The organism is uncultured Roseovarius sp., from assembly GCF_947489715.1.
GTDB lineage: Bacteria > Pseudomonadota > Alphaproteobacteria > Rhodobacterales > Rhodobacteraceae > Roseovarius.
Window position 1 is genome coordinate 39,027 of the sequence record NZ_CANLER010000007.1, and the last position, 16,918, is coordinate 55,944.

Here is a 16,918-nt window from a genome sequence, read left to right on the forward strand (position 1 = left end):
ACCCCTCTCAATCTAGCGTCCGGCCAGCTATTTCGCCAGAGGAGGATTAAATGTCATTTACCCAACCAACCCGCCGCGCGTTCCTGCAAGGGGGCGCTGCCACATTCGGCGCGACCGCCTTGATGGGCTCGACCGCGCTTGCCGCCATCGACCCGAACTCGTTCTCGGGGCGCACGTTCCACGCGACCCATTTCGGCCCGTTCGAGGGTATCGTGCGCGACGGCAAGCTGGTCGGCATCAACAAGATCATGGAGCTTGATGCGCGTCCGACCGAGATGCTGAGCTATGGCGTGATGGACCGCACCTATGACAAGAGCCGGATCAACTATCCGATGGTGCGCAAATCCTACCTTGAAGGGTGGGAAAGCGGTGATGTGAAACCCGAGCTGCGCGGTAAGGAGGAATATGTGCGCGTGGATTGGGACACTGCCTGGAGCCTGACAGCCAAGGCGCTTTTGGATACCGCCACCAATCACGGCAACGAGGCGATCTTCAGCTCGTCCTATGGCGGTTGGTCGAATGCGGGAACGTTCCGTCCGAATGTATTGCAGGGCCGTTTGCTGAACCTGATGGGCGGGTGTACCAACACCCAGGGCGACTGGTCGGCGGGTGCCAGCCAGATTTCGCTGCCCCACATCATCGGCGATATGGAAGTCTATTCAGCGCAATCCGCCTGGGAAACCGTCCGCGACAATACCGAGGTTTTCGTGCTGGTCGGGTGCGACCCGATCAAGAACAACCGGATCGAATACCGCGTGGCCGATCATGGCATGTATGCCCATTGGGAACAAATCCGCGATGCCGGGGTCAAGTTCGTGTCTATCAACCCGCAGCGGACCGCCTCGGATGAATATCTGAATGCCGAATGGGTCCATATCGTGCCCAATACCGATGTCGCCCTGTTTTTGGGCATGGCTTATCACGTGCTTGAAAACGGGCTCGAAGACCGTGCCTATATGGATAAATACACCGTTGGTAGCGACAAATGGATCGCCTATGTCAAAGGCGAAACTGACGAGACGCCGAAAACCCCGGCCTGGGCTGCGTCGATCACGGGCATCGAAGAATCCAAGATCGTCGAACTGGCCGAACTTTTCGCAAATTCCAATACCGAGATTGCCGGTGCCTGGTCACTGCAACGCGCCCAGCATGGTGAGATGACCCACTGGGCCATTGTCAACTTTGCGGCGCTGACCGGCAAGATCGGCAAAGCGGGCTGCGGTGTCGGCTTTAGCTGGCACTATGGCAACGGCGGCATGCCCCAGTCGGGTAAGGCCACCCCTTCCGGGCTCAGCCAGGGCCGCAACTGGGTCAAGGGTGTGGTTCCCGCGGGCCGGATTACAGAGGCGCTGGAAAACCCTGGCATGGAGGTTTTCTACAACGGCAACATTCACACCTACCCGGACATCAAGGTGATCTTCAACGCCGGTAATAACTTCATGTCGCACCAGCAGGATACCAACCGTCTGATCCGAGCGCTGGAGAAGGTCGAAACCATCGTCAGTGTCGACGTCTGGTGGACAGCGGCGACACGCTGGGCCGATATCGTGATGCCCGCGGCGTCAACGCTGGAACAGGACGACATCACGTCGGGTGGGACCTATTCCAACGACCGCGTCTACGCGATGAAGAAGATAATCGAGCCGGTTGGTGACAGCCTGCCCGACTTCGAAATCTTCGAAGGTCTGGCCGACAAGCTGGGTTTGTGGGCGCAGTTCACAGACAGCGAAGACAAGATGTACCATATCAAGATGGCCTATGAACGGTCGACCGCTGCCAAGACGACGCCGTTCGAGGAGTTCTGGGAAAAAGGCTATGCCCGGATGGAGGTGCCCGAAGAGGCCCGTCAATGGACCCGGCATGGCGAATTCTACGCTGATCCCGTGGCCAACCCGCTGCACACGGCGTCGGGCAAGATCGAAATGTTCTGCGAAGATATCGCAAAAATGGACATTGAGGATTGTCCCGGCATGCCCATGTGGATGGAAAAGCACGAATATCTTGGCAATGCCAAGGAAGGTCAGCTGCATGTCGTCTCACCACACCCGTGGTTCCGCCTGCACAGCCAGATGGACCAATCGGAAAACCTGCGTGAGCTTTACAAGGTACAGGGCCGCGAGCCAGCACGGATCAACGCCGAAGACGCCGCTGCACGTGGCATCGAGGATGGCGATCTGATCGAGCTTTACAATGACCGTGGCACTGTCATCGTCGGGGCGGTGGTCAGCGAGGGCATCATGCCAGGCGTGGTTTCGGTCTACGAAGGGGCGTGGCCACAGCTTGACAGCAAGGGGCGCTGCAACTCGGGTCTGGTCAACTTCCTGACTTCGACGCAGCGTGCCTCGGGTCTGTCCGAGGCGAACACGGCCAACACGGTTTTGTGTTCGATGCGCAAATGTGAGGATCCCGAGGGGCCAAACCAGGCCTATGAGAAACCTCCGATCATCGAGGACATGGAAATTGCCGCGATTGATGACGAAAAACTGGGGCTTGAACGGCTGGAAGAACTTACGGAAGCGCTCTATGCCGACATGGGCCCCGGTGAAAAAATCTTCTTCGAGCGTTGCACCGTGTGTCACGGCCCGCGCGAGGTGTCCCACTTCACGCGGCAACAGTGGAAGGGTATCACCCCGTCGATGTTCCCGCGTGCGGGTCTGGATGAGGAAGAAGCAGCGCTTGTGATGGATTACCTGATGGAAAACGCCGCTGATGCGGTGAATTGATCCGATCGTCAAAAATCAGGCGGCCGGAGATTTCGGCCGCCCATCCCCACTCTCCTGAAAAACAGCGATGGAAAGTCAGATGGACAGTACATTAATGTCCGATGTTTGCGGGTGTGACAGCGTTCCGCCCGTCCCCTCGGGCGAGATAATGAGTGTTTCCGACGCCATGGCGCGGGCGTTGTCCCAGATTTCCCCAATCGCGGAAACACAGTCGGTTTCTATTGGTGATGCGTGCGGCAGAGTTACGCAGCGGGCTGTTTTTGCCATCAATGCCCTGCCTCTTTTCGATAATTCGGCGATGGATGGGTTTGCCCTTTGCTGTGCCGATCTGGATGGGCGCGAAAGCTTGCCGATCGCGGGCACTGTTTCGGCCGGTGAGCGGCCCGGTACACTTCCGGAAGGCGCTGCAATGCGCATCTATACCGGTGCCCCCCTACCCAAGGGCGCGGATGCCGTTGCGATGGTTGAGCGGTGCCATGAAGCAGAAGGAAAAGTATGCTTCACACACCGCCCGGTACCCGGTGATAACATTCGCAGGAAGGGCAGCGATCAGGCGCAAGGTCAGATGTTGATCCCGTCACAGACCCGGCTTGGGCCACGCCATATCGGCCTGTTGGCGGCCAACGGGATTGACCGAATCGGAGCGGTGCGTCGTCCAAGAGTGGCTGTTTTCTCGACAGGAGATGAACTTGGCCCGGACGTAAAGACCCCGGGCAAGATACCGGACGCCAACCGCCCCATGTTGCTGGCGCTGGCGCATCAGGCCGGTGCCGATGTAACCGACCTTGGTATCCTGCCGGACGATCTGGAGGCTACCAAGGTCGCTTTTGAGGGGATCGGCGACCGGTTCGACCTGATCCTGACCTCGGGTGCGGTGTCGATGGGTGGCAAGGATCACATCCGCGATGCGCTTGTCGCTGCCGGAGGCCATGTCGCGGGCTGGCGTGTGGCCATGAAACCGGGCAAACCGGTATTGTTTGGTACTTTGGGTCGCACCGCCTGTACCGGGCTGCCGGGCAATCCGCTGGCTGTTTATGTTAATTTCCAGCTGTTTGTTGCGCCCCAGATTTCGCGCCTCATGGGCATGAAGCCGGCCCCTTTTGCCAATGTTCCGGCCCGGGCCGGGTTCGATTGGGTGCGCAAACCGGGCCGCGCCGAAATCTTCCCGGCGCGCCTTGCAACCTATAACCAGGCGGGCGTGCCTGTATTGGAACGGCTTGGACGCGGTGTTTCGGCAACGTTGCTGCCACTTGCCGAGGCGGATGGTCTGGCAATTGTGCCCGCCGATATTGAACGGGTGCGGTATGGGGATGGCTTGCACTGGCACCCATTCTGCCGATCAGGAGAAATGAGATGAAACCGACGCCACTTGCCGCCATTTGTTTCGAAACTGGCGATATCGACGGATTTCTGGCCGATATTGCCACCTGTCTGAGCGGATCGGGTTGGTCAGTCTGTGGTGCGCTGCAAAGTCGTGGCGTAGCAGACGGTGATTGCCACTGCGCGGATATGGACCTTGCAACAATCGGATCATCGCGGGTTTTCCGCATCTCGCAATCGCTGGGCAACGGTTCGCGCGGCTGTCGTCTTGATCCTGGGGCGTTGGCGGAGTGCGCGTCTTTCCTGGAAAACGAACTGACACAGGGGACCGATCTGCTGATCCTGAACCGTTTCGGTCGGGGCGAAAGCGAAGGCCGAGGGTTTCGCGACTTGATTGGCAAGGCCGTGGCTCTGAGTGTCCCGGTGCTGACCGCTGTTCGACCGACCTATGCGGAGGCGTGGGCTGAATTTGGTGCAGGGATCGCATGCAATCTTCCGATGGATCGCGACACCGTGCTGGCATGGTGCATGAAGGCGCAGAAGGCACAACATGCCGCTTGACGGTTTTGATCGCTGTGGCCCTTTGAATGAATCGAACCTGACCATACTTCAGATGGTCAAAATGAACTTAGCGCGATTGGGAAAGCGACTGCCTAAAACAGATTACCGGCAGGCTCATCCAAGCTGCCATTTGTCCCCCTGATACGGCAGGAAGGCCTCGACCGCGGCGGTTGCGATGACAAGTGTTTCGCCGGTCTCGGGGTTGGTCACGTTCTGGCCACCCTTGACCGTCGTGACACTGGCGCGTCCTCGGGGGAGGGTGCCGGCAAGGGCGGTGGTGTCGATCTGGCCAGGATCCTGTACACCGACGGTGACCTGCACGCGCATCTCAGAATGGTCGAGCCCGGTGGCCTGAAATATCGGCAGGGTGGAATGGCGAAAGGCGTCTTCGATCGCGCGCCTGGCGGCTTTCTGGTAATCCATCCCATGCAGATCGTTACCCATGCCCATTTCGATGATGAAACGTTGATCGCTCATGCCCGGGCCTCCATTTCAAAGCTGACCGAGATCGCGGCATTTGCGATCACCGTGGGGTTGCCATCCGGGCGCGGGATATCAAGCCCGCCAAGGGTAGTGGTGACACTGACCTGGCCATAGGGAAAGACTTCTGCCAATGCGCTGGTGTCGACACGATCAGGCTCCTGCACTGCGATTTCAACGTCGATCAGCATAGCCTCTTTGTCAAAACCGAAAAGCTCGGCCATGTTGATGGAGTTATGCCAGAGCGCATCCTTGAGCGCGCGCCGGGCGGCCTCGGTATAGTCCTGGCGGCGCAGGCTGCTGCCCATGCCGAATTCAGTGAGAACGCGGTGTTTTGGCATCAGGATGCCCTCCGGGTTTCTGTGATTGCGATGCCCATCGTGGCCTCCTTGGCTGATGCGATGACTTTTGAGCGGGGACAGAGGTGGGTGCAAGGGTAAAACCGAAGCGTCCATAAAGCGGCTAAGAGTTTCTTAACCATGATGGCGTCACTCTGGCCGTTATGCGGAAGATGGTAGCATTCATGCTGTTGGCACTGGCGGCCTGCAACACACCGGGACCGGATTTTCGTGATGTTGCCGCGACACGGATCAAGATTGACCAGAGCGTTTTTGATGTACGCGTGCGCGGTGTTCGTGCGCAGGCGATCCGGCTGAACGCCGAGAATGCCCCGCGTCTGGCAGCGGTTGGACCGCGTGGGGTTTATGCAATTGAGAAGGTCAGCGGTTGCCGTGTGCGCCGGTTGGATGGCGACGCGGCGGTGATGCTGGCCTGGCTGGATTGCGGTCAGCCGTTGCAGCCCCTGCCGCCGTCCATCGAATATGAATGCTGGCTGGACTGGGTCTATGACCGGTTTGCCGATCTGACCTGCGAGCCGGTTTAGAGTTTCGCGTCCAGTTGCCAGGGAAGTCGCTCGTCTTCGTGGTGATCCTGGGATGGTTTCAGCACTTCGGGATGCTCAAGCAAGGCCGCGTGAAAGTGCATCTCTTCAGGATATCGGTCTGAAGAATAGGCCACGGAACTGCCGCAGGTGGGGCAGAAATGTCGGTAATTTCCCGGGGTAGAGGTGAAAACAGTAGGTGTCGCGCCGGTCCAGTGCCACTGGCCGTTGGGATGGCCGATAAAGGTAACGACGGGTGCCCCGGCGCCCCGGCGGCAGCTGTCGCAGTGGCAGTGACCAACCCAGTTATGGGGGCCGGATAGTTCGAACCTGATGGTTTTGCATAGGCAGTGTCCGTTGATGGTCATTCGATTCCCTTCTGGTTCGGTTCGAGGATTTTCCGCGCCCCTTGGCGGAACGCCCACCCGCGCGCCCCGTTCCACCAAGGGGCGTTTTGTCGGTCTCGGTCAGCCGAGGTGCTTTTCCATGAAGATACTGTATTTGTTGGGTCGGTACGCGCCAAAAGCCTCGCAGCGCTGAAATCCGTGGCGTTCGTAGAGGCGAACGGCGCCCGCCAGTTCCTCACCGGTTTCCAGTTTTAGCGCGGTCAGATTCAGCGCGCGCGCCTGATCTTCGAGTTGGCGTAGCAGGGCGGCGGCCACCCCTTTACCGCGTGCCTCGGGTGCGGTGAACATGGATTTGACCTCGCCATAGCCCTCGCGGATGGCAAGGGCACCGGTGCCAAGTGTCGTCTCACCCTCACGGGCGGCGAAGAAGTGGATGTCGGGGGCACAGAGAGCGTCGATTTCAAGCGCATAATTCTCCTCGGGCGGATAGAGATCCAGCATTAGCGCGTGGCTTGAGGTTAACAGGGCCCGGGGGCCTGGGGCGCGAGGATCGGCAGGTTCGATGAGCAGCATTCGCGGGTCTTTCTGTGTCGGCGGTTAGTCGATCGTGATCCGGGCGATGGCTTCGATGGGCGTGCCGTCTGTCGCCAGAGCTGAATGGTCATTGGCGTTGAGCGTTACGCGGATGACATGCGTGCCTTTGGGCAAGGCGGCCAGTTGTATCCAGGGGCCATAGGCGCGGGCGATCTTGATGTCATTCACATAGACATGGGCGTGTCCCTGACCGGGGACGTGCGGGCCGTTGACCGCGTCGGGCGCGAAGGCAAAATCTGTCGTGCCGATATGCAGATTGCGGCTTTGCGCGCCATCAGGATGCAGTGTCAGGGTGAGCGTCGGATGCGGGCTGGTGGTTTCGGTGATCGTGTCATGGCTTGGGCCTTGGTGGTCATGGGCCGTGTGGTCATGCACACTATCCTGGGGCGGAGGCAAATCCATCTGCGTGCTGGCGGCCAGCAGGAACCCCAGACCGGTTCCAAGCAAGAGGCCAATGGCAAGAAGGGCGAGAGGTCGGGACATGGGCGTGCGTCATCCGATGATAGAGAGTCAATTCGCGGTCAGTCGGCTGTTTTGACCGGGACCATAGCAAGGAAGCAGATGAGGGCCAATCCGATGTATTGCGGTCCAGATATCACCTTCTGCCGTTCATCATTGGCGCAATATCTTGTGGATAACTTGCCATATCCTGCCATATCGTGGGTTTGTCGTTGACAGATGGCTTTCTGGCCCCGCACATTTGGGTCCAACCGGAATCATCTGTCCAAGGCGTGCCTTTGCAATTTTCCAAACTCAGACTGACGGGCTTCAAGAGTTTTGTCGATCCGACCGACCTGATCATCCATGACGGGCTGACCGGGGTGGTCGGGCCAAACGGTTGTGGCAAGTCTAATCTGCTTGAGGCGTTGCGTTGGGTGATGGGTGAAAACCGTCCGACCGCGATGCGCGGTGGCGGCATGGAGGATGTGATCTTTGCCGGAGCTGCGACACGACCAGCGCGCAATTTCGCCGAGGTCAGCATCCATATCGACAATGCCGATCGGCTGGCGCCTGCGGGATTCAACGAGGCAGATCAGATCGAGATCGTGCGCCGGATCACCCGCGATGTGGGCAGCGCCTACAAGGTCAATGGCAAGGATGTGCGGGCGCGCGATGTGCAGATGCTGTTTGCCGATGCCTCGACCGGGGCGCACAGCCCGGCGCTGGTGCGGCAGGGGCAGATCAGTGAGTTGATCAATGCCAAGCCCAAGGCACGGCGGCGCATTCTGGAAGAGGCTGCCGGCATTTCCGGGCTTTACCAGCGCCGCCACGAGGCCGAACTGAAACTGCGCGGAGCCGAGACCAACCTGACGCGTGTCGATGACGTGATCGAGCAATTGGCGGGGCAGTTGGCGCAGTTGGCACGGCAGGCCCGGCAGGCGGCGCGCTATCGTGCGATTGGCGAGGAGTTGCGGCAGGCCGAGGGCTTGTTGCTTTATCGTCGCTGGAAAGAGGCTGACGAGGCCTTTGCGCGTGCCGAGGCAGAGTTGCGCGAACGCACGACTGCGGCGTCACAGGCTGAAACCGCTGCGCGCGAGGCGGCGCAGGAGCGGATCAAGACCGATGAGGCCCTGCCACCGCTGCGCGAGGAGGAGGCGATCGCGGCAGCCATTCTGCAACGGCTTCAGGTGCAGCGCGATACGCTAAATGAGCAGGAAGCGGGTGCGCGAGATCGGATTGCGACGCTGGAACACCGGATCGAGCAGCTGGCTCATGATATCGAGCGCGAAAGCGGGTTGAACCGGGACGCGGGCGAAACCATTGAGCGACTGGAATGGGAGGCGCAAGAGCTTGCCAAGGCCAGCGATGGCCACGAGGCGCGGCTGGAGGCGGCGTCGGAAGAGGCCCGCGATGCAGCCAGCATCCTGCAGGATCGTGAGAACGACCTGAGCCAACTGACCGAGGATGTGGCGCGTCTAGCGGCACGGCACCAGTCAGCCCAACGGTTGCTGAGCGACAGCCAGAAGACGATGCAGCGATCCGAGGCTGAGGCCGCGCGCGCGCGCGAAGCGGTGGCGGCGTCGGAAGAGGCTCTGGCGACCTCGCGGGCAGATCATGATGCGGCGCATGTGGCCGAGAAAGAAGCGGTGGCTGCGGCGCAAGCTGCCGAGGCCGCTTTGGTCGCGGCGGACGATGCGCGTGCCGACACGCAGGCGAAAGAGGCCGAGGCGCGCGGCGAACGCTCCGAAGCCGAGGGCGAGGTCAACGCGCTGCGCGCTGAGGTGACGGCGCTGGCCAAGCTGGTCGAGCGCGACACCGCCGAGGGTGGGCAGATCATGGATCGGCTCAAGGTCGACCAAGGCTATGAAAAGGCATTGGGGGCAGCGCTGGCCGATGATCTGCGCGCCCCCGAGGTTAGTGGCGACGGTCCATCAGGCTGGGTTACGCTGGCGGGATATTCACAGGCGCAGCCGCTGCCCGATGGGGTCAACGCGCTGTCGAACTATGTCTCGGTTCCCGAGGTGCTGGTGCGCCGGATGGGTCAGATCGGTCTGGTGGATTCCGAGGATGGCCCGCGCTTGCAGGCCGAGTTGAAACCTGGTCAGAGGCTGGTCAGCGCTCAGGGTGATCTGTGGCGGTGGGACGGCTTCCGTGCCTGGGCCGAAGACGCGCCCAGTGCGGCGGCGCTGCGGTTGCAGCAGCTCAACCGGCTGGAAGTGCTGAAGCAGGAGTTGGAGCACGCATCAGCGCGGGCTGATGGTGCGCGACTGGCGCATGAGACATTAGGTGCCAAGCTGACGGAAGTCACCAAAGCCGATCACGATGCACGGCAGGCACGGCGCGCGGCCGATGTGGCGGTGAACGAGGCCAACCGGGCGCTGTCAAAGGCCGAGGCCGACCGCAATCTGGCCGGGTCGCGGCTCGAATCGCTGGGATTGGCCGTGAGCCGTCACGAAGAAGAGGCGATGGGCGCGCGCAAACAACTGATCGAGGCCGAGAAGGGCCTGGCCGATCTGGGTGATCTGGACGCGGCGCGGGCTGGCGTCGAAGACGTCAAGATGACAGTCGAAGCCTCGCGGATGACGATGATGGCCAAACGGTCGGCCCATGATGAGCTGCGCCGCGAAGGCGAGGCACGCACCAAGCGGTCGCAGGAGGTGACTAAAGAACTCAGCGGTTGGCGGCACCGGTTGGAGACCGCCGAAAAACGCAGCGCAGAGCTGGCCGAGCGCAAGGAAACCTCGGAACAGGAATTGACGCAGGCGATGGCCGCGCCGGATGAGATTGCTGCCAAACGTGCCGAGCTGGGGACCGAGATCGACAAGGCCGAGGCGCGCCGGGCCGAGGCGGCGGATGCGCTGTCGACCGGGGAAGGTGCGGCGCGACAGGCGGTTGAGGCTGAGCGTGAGGCGGAACGTGCCGCCAGTGAGGCGCGGGAAGCACGGGCGCGGTCCGAGGCGCGATCCGAGGCGGCGCGTGAGACCCGCGATCAGGCCGCGGGCCGGATTACTGAGGATCTGGAAACCACGCCAGAACGCCTGCTGGAAACGCTGGAAGCAGACCCCGAGAATATGCCTGCGGCGGATACAATCGAGGCCGACGTGAACCGGCTGAAACGCCAGCGTGATGCGCTTGGTGCGGTCAATCTGCGGGCCGAAGAGGATGCCCGCGAGGTCGAGGAAGAGCACGGTACATTGGTGGCCGAAAAGACCGATCTGGAAGAGGCGATCAAGACCTTGCGCAGCGGCATTGCCAGCCTGAACCGCGAAGGGCGCGAGCGGTTGCTGACGGCGTTCGAGCAGGTGAACAGCAACTTCTCGCTTCTGTTCAAGCATCTTTTCGGCGGTGGCGAGGCCAATCTGGTGATGGTCGAAAGCGATGACCCGTTGGATGCGGGACTTGAGATCATGTGCCAGCCTCCGGGCAAGAAACTCGCGACACTGAGCCTGCTTTCGGGGGGGGAACAGACCCTCACCGCGCTGGCGTTGATTTTTGCGGTTTTCCTGGCCAACCCGGCGCCGATCTGTGTGCTGGACGAGGTCGACGCGCCGTTGGATGATGCTAACGTGACTCGTTTCTGTGACCTGCTGGATGAGATGTGCCGCCGGACAGAAACACGCTTCCTGATCATCACCCACCACGCCGTCACCATGAGCCGCATGGACCGCCTTTTTGGTGTAACCATGGCCGAACAGGGCGTAAGCCAGCTGGTCAGTGTCGACCTGAAAAAGGCCGAACAGATGGTGGCTTAGCCGCGGGTGCCGTACAAAAAGTAAGGGCCCCGAACGAAATCAGGGCCCTTTTTTGTTGTGCATTGGCTGGCGTCAGCCTTCGTATTCCTGCATGCTTTCGAGCTCTTCCTTGGAAGATTTAACGTGTACCCGAAGGTCGCCGCCGTCTTCACCACGCAGAACCTTGATTTTTTCGAAATCAAGTCCGACGGGCTTTTCACCGATACCCAGAAATCCACCTACATCCACAACAACAGTCTGAATTTCGCCGCTATCCGACAGGACAATCTTTGAAACTTCACCGATCCATTCCTGCGTCGTGTCGTAAACGGCCACGCCATCAAGTTCCTCGGCGGTCATTTTCTTGGCATCGACCATCGCATAGCCGTCCATCGTGGCATCTGTGTCCATTTCGGCCGTCACCTCCCCGGTCGCCTGCTCGGATTCCTGTTCGACTTCGGCGGCGGCCTGCTCGGTCTCGGCAGCAGCCACGTTCATAGCCTGTTCGGTCTCGGTTCCGGCTTCATTCGCGGCCATCTTGGCGTTTTTAATCGCCTTGCCTGCTTCGGGGCCGCGCGCCTCGGACCAGTTGCCGACGTTGGTCGTGTCATACTCGGGTGCTTCTTCAAGATGTGCCTTGGTGGAATTCACCACGATGAAGAAATCGCCCTTGTCATCTCCGTCCGACACCAGGTTCAGATCGCTCATGTTCACGGCGACCGTGCGTTCACCGATACCGAGGAAACCACCGATATCCAGCATCACGGCCATGACGTTGCCGTCGCGCGACAGGATGACATCGCTGATTTCACCGACATCCTCCCAGTCTTGTCCGGCCTCGTTGCTTTCGAAGTTTTCAAGCTCCTTTTCGGAGGTATAGAGCCGCATACCGATCAGTTCGGATGCGCGCAGCTCGGCGCTTACATCGGGTTTCACGAAGGGGCTGTGCCCGTGACTATCAGCAAAGGCCGGGGCCGACAAAGCAATGCCCACTGCCGCTGTGGCAAGTAGCTTTTTCATATCGTTCTCCATTTTCTCACGTTTTGTCGTACTGTCCGCGAGGCCTCGCCGGGTTGGTACGTCGGGATAACTCTGAGACGATGGATTGGTTCCGCATCTATTTGACAGAAAGGTGGGCGCGCCAGAAGTTCGTGGCATGATGCGCGGTGGTTGCTGTTCGACATGGGCATATGCACCCTGCCGGATCAATGATCTGGGTGCTGCAAAGAGCTCGGTCACAGCGTTGACCAGTGCCGAGGGTTGCGGGGCTGGGGTTGCACGGACGGGCAGGCGAAGGTTGCCGATGATGATGGCGATCAGGATCATTACGCCGCCGGGGATCAGGCCGGGGCCGGGATCTTCGCCCAGCAGGACCATCGCGATGAGGATCGCCGCAAGCGGTGAAAACGACGTAGCGAGTGCGACATCTCCGGCGCGGGCGTGTTTCAACCCGAAGTTCCACGCGATCTGGCCCAGGACGATCACAACAACCGCATAAAGCCAGACCCATTGCCACACCACCGGTTCGAACACGTCCTGAAAGGTATCGACGCCGAAGACGGCAGAGACGAGCATAAAGTAGAGGCTGGCGCCGATCACGGTGCGGAAGACCGCAAAGACGCCGATGGGTACGTCGCGCAGCCCGGCGCGGGTGACGATGGTCGAGGCGATGAACGACAGCGTGGCGGCGACGGTCGCAAGCTCGCCTTTGCCGAAATTGAACATGCCGCTGCCGGCACCTAGGATCACGATTGCGCCCGCCAGCGCAATCAGTCCGGCCAGCATGGCCCAGGGGTTCAGTTTTTCACACAGAAAAAACCAGGTGGCCAACAGGAAAAGCGGCGGCTCGATCCGGCCGACCAGCACGATGTTGGAGACGGTCGTGCGTTCTAGCGCGTAGAAGAACAACCCCGGTGTCAGCACCGAAGACAGTATCGCAGACACCACCAGCAGGCCCCAGTGGCGGCGCGTTAAGCGGCTAAGGTTGTCGCGGGTCAGATCGCGGCGATAGAGCAGCGCCAGCGGGATCAGCGAAATCAGCGAGCCGAGAAGGTAGAGGTTGGTGTATGTGATGGCATTACGCCCGCCTGCTACCGGGTTCATCTGACCGATATCCACCAGCACGGTGATGATGGAGTTCGACGCAGCATAGAGGATCACGGCGACCCATGCGGCCAGCGCACCTAGCGTTGGGACCGACGGGGCCTTTAGCCCAAGCCGGGTGCCGAATATCGGCTGGCGCTGGTAAAAACTGGTCCGTGCCATCTCTCGTTTCCCTTGGGCCATGGCCCGTTATGCCGCCTTGGTTCAGGCGTGCTGTTAAAGGGAGATACGTTTGATGAGCCGAAAAAGTTTTGCGTAATTGATAAACTGTTGATCACGAACCCGTTATTGCCTGAATCGCCAGTAATTAAAGGGCTTTTGGGATCTGTCGCATCGATCACAGGATCGCGAAAAACTGTTTCAGTCGGCGTTCTTCGAGGCAGACTGCTCTGGTCAGAGCTTTGACAGCAGTGCCTTCGTCGGCCAGGCATCGGCGGGCAGGCCAAGCTCTTGCTGAACTGCTTGTACGGCGGCACGGGTGCCCGCGCCCAAAATACCGTCGACCTCACCCACATCATAGCCGCGCGTCGCCAGCTTCTGTTGCAGCCGTTTCATCTGTTCCGTGGTAAGGCCCGGATCCGGTTTGCCAGCGTCAAAGACCGGTGCACCCTCTAGCCGGTTGGCGAAATAGGCGGCAGTGAGCACGTAGGTGAAGCTCTGGTTCCATTCGAAATAGACGTTGAAATTGGGGTAGGCCAGAAAGGCTGGCCCCTTGTGGCCCTGAGGTAGAATGATACTGGCGGGCAGATCGGTGATCTGACCTTCGCGCGGGGTCACGCCAAGCGCGGCCCATTCAGATGCCGGTTTGGTCGTGCGCAGCCCGGTCTGCGACCAATCGAGCGTGTCGGGCACGGTGACCTCTTGCAGCCACGGCTCTCCGGCGCGCCAGCCCAGATGCGACAGCATCTTGCCGCCTGACATCAGCGCGTCGCGCGGGGATTTTTTCAGATCAACCACGCCGTCACCATCGCCATCGACACCGTTGACGAGAATATCTTTGGGCAGCATTTGTACCATGCCTATCTCACCGGCCCAGGCACCGGTGGTGCGTACCGGGTCGAAATCGCCACGTTCAAAAAGTTCCAGTGCGGCAAAGACCTGCGGGCGGAAAAGCGCGGGCCGGCGGCAATCATGCGAGAGCGTTACGAGAGCATTCAACGTGTTGAAATCGCCTTGAAAGGTGCCGTAGTCAGTTTCGAACGCCCAAAAGGCCAAAAGCACACCGCGACTGACGCCATAGTCACGTTCGATGCGGTCGAACGTGTCGGCATAGGTACTGGCTTTTCCGCGCCCGGTGGTCATGCGACCCTTGCTGATCAGCCGTCGGGCGAAATCGGTGAAGTTGAGCTGAAATACACCTTGGCGGCGATCGGCGTTGATCACCTTCTGGTCGGGTCGGACAGAGGCAAAGAACTGATCGACCTTGGCGGACGTATGGCCCAGGCTGATTGCTTCTGCTTTCATCTCCGCCACGAAGCTGTTGAAATTGCCGCCGCAATTGGCGTGAGCGGCAAGAGGGGCCACAACGAGGGCCGTTACGATACTGAGCGCGCGCATTATGTCTCCGGGTCGTTTGGATCGACCCAAGGTAGGGTCGTTAACCGCCTGTGACAACCGCTACGGCGATTGTTGCCATCAGGGCGGTGGCCCAACTGCGCCAGAGAGCGGTGCAGGCGGCGTCGATCTGGGGTGCGCCAATTTCCTTTTGACCTGCATCGAACACATAAGGGAAATCGCGCATCCGACCGTCATAGGAACGCGGCCCCGAAAGCGACACATTTAGTGCACGGGCCATCGCAGCCTCGGGCCAGCCCGCATTGGGAGAGCGGTGCAGCCTTGCATCAGCGGCGATATCGGGCAGGGCGCGGGTGACGCCGTGGGACAATGCGATCATCAGCGCGGTAAGCCGGGCGGGAATGACGTTAAGCAGATCGTCGAGCCGCGCGGCGGCCCAGCCGAATTCCTCGTACCGTTCGTTGCGGTAGCCGATCATGCTGTCGGCGGTATTGGTGATTTTATAGAGCAGCAGGCCGGGTAGTCCACCGATCAAAAACCAGAAGGCGGGTGCAATTATGCCATCTGACAGGTTCTCGGCAGCGGATTCTATCGCGCCACGGGCAATTGCAGGGGCCGTCATCGTCGCGGTGTCGCGGCCAACGATCCGCGCGACCGCATGGCGCGCATCGCCAAGCGACAGGCGCAGGGCATCGGCCACGTCGCGGACATGATCGACCAGCGACTTTTGTGCCAGCAGGATCGCGACGATCAGAATTTCGATCAGCGGGCCAAACCAAGCCAACATCCACCCGGACAGGATTGCGATAGCCCCCAGAAGGACCATCGCGGCGATGCCTTTTAGGCGGCGCAGCGTACCTTGGTTGAAGTGCTGATCGACCCAACCCACCGCGCGGCCCATCAAAACAGCGGGGTGGGGCAGGCGCCGCCACAGCCAGCGGGGCTCACCCAAAGCCGCATCAAGGATCATCGCAAAGGTCAGGACCAGTGCTGTGCTCATAGTGCGGCCTCAACGCGCGACCAATCTTTTGGTGCTGGAAGGCCCAGACGGATCAAATCGTCGGCATAGGGAAAAATGCGGGTCCAGATATGGTGTCGGGCCAACCGGTCCTGCCAGGCAGCAGCATCATCGACGCGGTAGAGCCGGAAAAGGCTGATGCCACCTGCAACAGCGGCCCCGGCGCCGGTCATCAGCGCGTCGAGCCGCTTGGCGTCTTGCCCCAGACGCGCGCGCGCGGCGCTGGCCCAGTCCCGATCGTTCAGCGCGGCAGTAGCGATCGCCTGGGCGGGGCCTGAAACCGGCCAGGGCCCCAGCATCTGGGTGAGCGTGTCAATCAGATCTTGTGCGCCGATGGCAAAGCCGATGCGCAGCCCGGCAAGGCCCCAGAATTTTCCAAAGCTTTTTAAAACGATACGACCAGGCTGGTTGACCGCGCCAATCATCGAGCGCTGCGGGGCGATATCGGCAAAGCTTTCGTCGATCACTGTCAGGGGCGCGGTAAGGTCTGCGGAATTATACCAATGACCGGTGGGGTTGTTGGGGTGGACGATGACCTTGGCAGTGGCATCTTGCGCGCCGTGACACCAGCCGCTTGCCGCAAAGGCGGCGGCGTGTTCGTTGTATGTTGGCGTGGGAATGTCGACGATACCCGCACGAGCAAGGCCGGGTATGCGTGCGATCAAGGCCGAAGCGCCAGGTGCGGCCAGAATTGCCGCGTTGTCAGGTACTTGCCAGAAGTCGCGCGCGGCCTGCTCCAGCGCTTGTGCGGCGGCCCGGTCGGGCAAAGCAGCCCAGGCTTGCGCGGGGATATCGGGCAACGGGTATGGTACCGGGTTAATGCCGGTCGACAGATCTATCCAATCGGCTCGGCTGCCGCCATAGGTCAGTGTTGCGGCGTCGATATCACCACCGTGATCGCGTGCATTTGTCACGTCAAGTCAGCCTCTTTTCGTCGCGAGGATCAACGTTAAAAGACATTTACCTTCACCCCGTTTCATCCAGTCATTTTATCGGCAATCGGCGGCATAAAGCACGAAATACCGGCATGCACGTATCCTTGTGCCGAAGGTTGGATTTTTGGGGCGTTTCGGTGTCTCATGCCTGTTTTTTGCTCTTTCAAGCGGAATTCCGCGCAAGAAACAAGCTCTCTCGGTAACGTGAGCACACAAACTGTAACTGTTAACCAATTGTTAAGGGTTAGGGTTAGAAAACTATACCCATTA

Annotated in this window: 14 protein-coding genes; 5 read left to right on the forward strand and 9 right to left on the reverse strand. The window is 60.3% G+C overall.

What is annotated here, in order from left to right; genetic code table 11:
* The first annotated feature begins 50 nt into the window (after window positions 1-50).
* The 3 genes from Q1B27_RS16695 (at window position 51) to Q1B27_RS16705 (ending at window position 4,604) form a co-directional block, all read left to right on the forward strand.
* Complete coding sequence (locus tag Q1B27_RS16695) at window positions 51-2,723, forward strand: molybdopterin-dependent oxidoreductase (RefSeq protein ID WP_299849008.1); 2,673 nt, start codon at window positions 51-53, stop codon at window positions 2,721-2,723.
* A gap of 79 nt (window positions 2,724-2,802) precedes the next feature.
* Window positions 2,803-4,080 (forward strand): gephyrin-like molybdotransferase Glp, encoded by a 1,278-nt coding sequence (gene glp, locus Q1B27_RS16700; RefSeq protein WP_299849010.1) that lies wholly within the window; start codon window positions 2,803-2,805, stop codon window positions 4,078-4,080.
* The gene (locus Q1B27_RS16705) at window positions 4,077-4,604 is read left to right on the forward strand and encodes a DUF2478 domain-containing protein (protein ID WP_299849012.1); all 528 of its coding nucleotides are present in this window, start codon (window positions 4,077-4,079) and stop codon (window positions 4,602-4,604) included. The genes glp and Q1B27_RS16705 overlap by 4 nt, the downstream gene beginning before the upstream one ends.
* A 114-nt stretch (window positions 4,605-4,718) precedes the next feature.
* On the opposite strand, the gene Q1B27_RS16710 is transcribed toward Q1B27_RS16705, so the two are convergent.
* Window positions 4,719-5,081 (reverse strand): Lin0512 family protein, encoded by a 363-nt coding sequence (locus Q1B27_RS16710; protein WP_299849014.1) that lies wholly within the window; start codon window positions 5,079-5,081, stop codon window positions 4,719-4,721.
* On the reverse strand, window positions 5,078-5,425 hold the full coding sequence (locus tag Q1B27_RS16715; protein WP_299849016.1) for a Lin0512 family protein: 348 nt from the start codon (window positions 5,423-5,425) through the stop codon (window positions 5,078-5,080). The genes Q1B27_RS16710 and Q1B27_RS16715 overlap by 4 nt, the downstream gene beginning before the upstream one ends.
* Before the next feature lie 182 nt (window positions 5,426-5,607).
* On the opposite strand from Q1B27_RS16715, the gene Q1B27_RS16720 reads away from it, so the two are divergent.
* Window positions 5,608-5,967, forward strand: coding sequence for a hypothetical protein (locus Q1B27_RS16720; RefSeq protein ID WP_299849019.1), 360 nt, complete (start codon window positions 5,608-5,610; stop codon window positions 5,965-5,967).
* On the opposite strand, the gene Q1B27_RS16725 is transcribed toward Q1B27_RS16720, so the two are convergent.
* From Q1B27_RS16725 to Q1B27_RS16735, 3 genes are all read right to left on the reverse strand, one after another.
* Window positions 5,964-6,332: a GFA family protein gene (locus Q1B27_RS16725; protein WP_299849021.1), complete on the reverse strand. Its 369-nt coding sequence runs from the start codon at window positions 6,330-6,332 to the stop codon at window positions 5,964-5,966. The genes Q1B27_RS16720 and Q1B27_RS16725 overlap by 4 nt on opposite strands.
* A 99-nt stretch (window positions 6,333-6,431) precedes the next feature.
* Window positions 6,432-6,884 (reverse strand): GNAT family N-acetyltransferase, encoded by a 453-nt coding sequence (locus Q1B27_RS16730; protein ID WP_299849024.1) that lies wholly within the window; start codon window positions 6,882-6,884, stop codon window positions 6,432-6,434.
* 24 nt (window positions 6,885-6,908) lie between these two features.
* Complete coding sequence (locus Q1B27_RS16735) at window positions 6,909-7,388, reverse strand: hypothetical protein (RefSeq protein ID WP_299849026.1); 480 nt, start codon at window positions 7,386-7,388, stop codon at window positions 6,909-6,911.
* 254 nt (window positions 7,389-7,642) lie between these two features.
* On the opposite strand from Q1B27_RS16735, the gene smc reads away from it, so the two are divergent.
* Window positions 7,643-11,098 (forward strand): chromosome segregation protein SMC, encoded by a 3,456-nt coding sequence (smc, locus tag Q1B27_RS16740; RefSeq protein ID WP_299849028.1) that lies wholly within the window; start codon window positions 7,643-7,645, stop codon window positions 11,096-11,098.
* Between the two features lie 72 nt (window positions 11,099-11,170).
* On the opposite strand, the gene Q1B27_RS16745 is transcribed toward smc, so the two are convergent.
* From Q1B27_RS16745 to Q1B27_RS16760, 4 genes are all read right to left on the reverse strand, one after another.
* Window positions 11,171-13,342 carry an EamA family transporter gene (locus tag Q1B27_RS16745; protein WP_299849030.1) on the reverse strand — a complete coding sequence of 724 codons (2,172 nt, stop codon included), beginning with the start codon at window positions 13,340-13,342 and terminating at the stop codon, window positions 11,171-11,173.
* Window positions 13,343-13,573: 231 nt separating this feature from the next.
* Window positions 13,574-14,737: a lytic murein transglycosylase gene (locus Q1B27_RS16750; protein WP_299849032.1), complete on the reverse strand. Its 1,164-nt coding sequence runs from the start codon at window positions 14,735-14,737 to the stop codon at window positions 13,574-13,576.
* 40 nt (window positions 14,738-14,777) lie between these two features.
* Window positions 14,778-15,695 carry an adenosylcobinamide-phosphate synthase CbiB gene (gene cbiB, locus Q1B27_RS16755; protein ID WP_299849034.1) on the reverse strand — a complete coding sequence of 306 codons (918 nt, stop codon included), beginning with the start codon at window positions 15,693-15,695 and terminating at the stop codon, window positions 14,778-14,780.
* The gene (locus tag Q1B27_RS16760) at window positions 15,692-16,627 is read right to left on the reverse strand and encodes a threonine-phosphate decarboxylase (RefSeq protein WP_299849036.1); all 936 of its coding nucleotides are present in this window, start codon (window positions 16,625-16,627) and stop codon (window positions 15,692-15,694) included. Before Q1B27_RS16760 ends, cbiB begins: the two co-directional genes overlap by 4 nt.
* Window positions 16,628-16,918: the final 291 nt, after the last annotated feature.

Bases quoted from the DNA above. Each gene is read 5' to 3' on its own strand.
- Q1B27_RS16705 (WP_299849012.1), top strand. From the start codon at position 4,077: ATGAAACCGACGCCACTTGCCGCCATTTGTTTCGAAACTGGCGATATC.
- Q1B27_RS16745 (WP_299849030.1), bottom strand. From the start codon at position 13,342: ATGGCACGGACCAGTTTTTACCAGCGCCAGCCGATATTCGGCACCCGG.
- Q1B27_RS16715 (WP_299849016.1), bottom strand. From the start codon at position 5,425: ATGCCAAAACACCGCGTTCTCACTGAATTCGGCATGGGCAGCAGCCTG.
- glp (WP_299849010.1), top strand. From the start codon at position 2,803: ATGGACAGTACATTAATGTCCGATGTTTGCGGGTGTGACAGCGTTCCG.
- Q1B27_RS16695 (WP_299849008.1), top strand. From the start codon at position 51: ATGTCATTTACCCAACCAACCCGCCGCGCGTTCCTGCAAGGGGGCGCT.
- cbiB (WP_299849034.1), bottom strand. From the start codon at position 15,695: ATGAGCACAGCACTGGTCCTGACCTTTGCGATGATCCTTGATGCGGCT.
- Q1B27_RS16725 (WP_299849021.1), bottom strand. From the start codon at position 6,332: ATGACCATCAACGGACACTGCCTATGCAAAACCATCAGGTTCGAACTA.
- Q1B27_RS16735 (WP_299849026.1), bottom strand. From the start codon at position 7,388: ATGTCCCGACCTCTCGCCCTTCTTGCCATTGGCCTCTTGCTTGGAACC.
- Q1B27_RS16720 (WP_299849019.1), top strand. From the start codon at position 5,608: ATGCTGTTGGCACTGGCGGCCTGCAACACACCGGGACCGGATTTTCGT.
- Q1B27_RS16730 (WP_299849024.1), bottom strand. From the start codon at position 6,884: ATGCTGCTCATCGAACCTGCCGATCCTCGCGCCCCAGGCCCCCGGGCC.
- Q1B27_RS16710 (WP_299849014.1), bottom strand. From the start codon at position 5,081: ATGAGCGATCAACGTTTCATCATCGAAATGGGCATGGGTAACGATCTG.
- Q1B27_RS16750 (WP_299849032.1), bottom strand. From the start codon at position 14,737: ATGCGCGCGCTCAGTATCGTAACGGCCCTCGTTGTGGCCCCTCTTGCC.